The 1,602-nt window shown below is 74.8% G+C and carries 1 protein-coding gene; it reads left to right on the top strand.

Annotation, left to right across the window (positions count from 1 at the left end; translation table 11 throughout):
- Positions 1 to 97: 97 nt before the first annotated feature.
- Complete coding sequence (locus ACSNOK_RS32940) at positions 98 to 1,465, top strand: FAD-binding oxidoreductase (protein ID WP_436784457.1); 1,368 nt, start codon at positions 98 to 100, stop codon at positions 1,463 to 1,465.
- The last annotated feature ends 137 nt before the right edge of the window (positions 1,466 to 1,602 follow it).

Here is a 1,602-nt window from a genome sequence, read left to right as displayed (position 1 = left end):
GACCCGGCGCGGTCCCGCCCCCACCCCCGCGGGGCCGCGCCGCGCCCGCGCGGTCCGCGATCTACCACCGGCCGGGCGCGGGTGGGAAGGTGAACGTATGGGCGATCTGATCAGTCTCCTGCGCGAAGGGCTCCCGGACGCGGCGGTCCTCACCGACCCCGACGTCACCGCCTCCTACGCCAACGACATGGCCGGCTTCTGTCCCGCCGGCGCACCCGCCGCCGTCGTCCTGCCCCGCACCGTGGAGCAGGTCCGGCACGTCATGCGGACCGCGACCGCGCTCCGCGTCCCCGTCGTCCCGCAGGGGGCCCGCACCGGGCTGTCGGGCGCGGCGAACGCCGTCGACGGCTGCGTCGTGCTGTCGCTGGTCAAAATGGACCGGATCCTGGAGATCGACCCGGTCGAGCGCATCGCCGTCGTCGAACCGGGCGTCGTCAACGCCGTGCTCTCCCGCGCGGTCGCCGAGCACGGGCTGTACTACCCGCCCGACCCGTCCAGCTGGGAGCAGTGCACCATCGGCGGCAACATCGGCACCGCCTCCGGCGGTCTGTGCTGCGTCAAGTACGGCGTCACGGCGGAGTACGTGCTCGGGCTGGACGTCGTCCTCGCCGACGGGCGGCTGCTCACCACCGGCCGTCGCACCGCCAAGGGTGTCGCGGGGTACGACCTGACGCGGCTGTTCGTCGGCTCCGAGGGCAGCCTCGGCGTCGTCGTCCGGGCCGTGCTCGCCCTGCGGCCCGCGCCGGCGCCGCAGCTCGCGCTCGTCGCCGAGTTCCCGTCCACCGCCGCCGCCTGTGAGGCCGTCCGCCGGATCATGGCGCGCGGGCACGCGCCCTCGCTGCTGGAGCTGATGGACCGCACCACGGTCCAGGCCGTCAACTCGTACACGGGCATGGGCCTCCCGGAGTCCACCGAGGCCCTGCTCCTGGCCGCCTTCGACACCCCGGACCCCGGCCCCGACCTCGTGGCCGTCGGCGAGGTGTGCACGGCGGCGGGGGCCACCGACGTCGTCCCCGCCGACGACCCGGCCGAGTCCGAACTCCTGCTCCAGGCACGGCGGGTGTCATTGCCCGCCCTGGAGCGGCTGAGCCCCGCCACCATGATCGACGACGTGTGCGTCCCGCGTGGGCGCCTCGCCGCGTTCTTCGACGGCACCGCCGCCATCGCCGACCGGCACGGCCTCACCATCGGCGTCTGCGCCCACGCCGGCGACGGCAACACCCACCCCGTCGTCTGCTTCGACCCCGCCGACGAGGACGAGGCGCGCCGCGCCCGGGAGTCGTTCGACGAGATCATGGCGCTGGGGCTGGAGCTCGGCGGCACGATCACCGGGGAGCATGGTGTGGGGCTGCTGAAGAAGGAATGGCTGGCGCGGGAGGCCGGGCCGGTGGCGATGGAGATGCAGCGGGGGATCAAGGCGGTGTTCGACCCGCTGGGGCTGCTCAATCCGGGCAAGGTGCTCTGACCGCTCAGACCGCTCTGACCGCTTCGGGCGCTCTGACCGCTCCGGGTGGGGCGGGGCAGGGGCGAGGCGGCCGGGAAGCGGCGCTCCGCCCGCCGGGCGCGGAGGCTCCATGAGCCCCCGCCCCGCCGCTTACCCTC

Origin of the sequence: Streptomyces sp. URMC 126 (assembly GCF_051386555.1) — a bacterium.
Taxonomy (GTDB): Bacteria; Actinomycetota; Actinomycetes; order Streptomycetales; family Streptomycetaceae; genus Streptomyces.
Note: the sequence above shows the minus strand (reverse complement) of the source record. Positions and strands in the feature narration are given on the sequence as shown.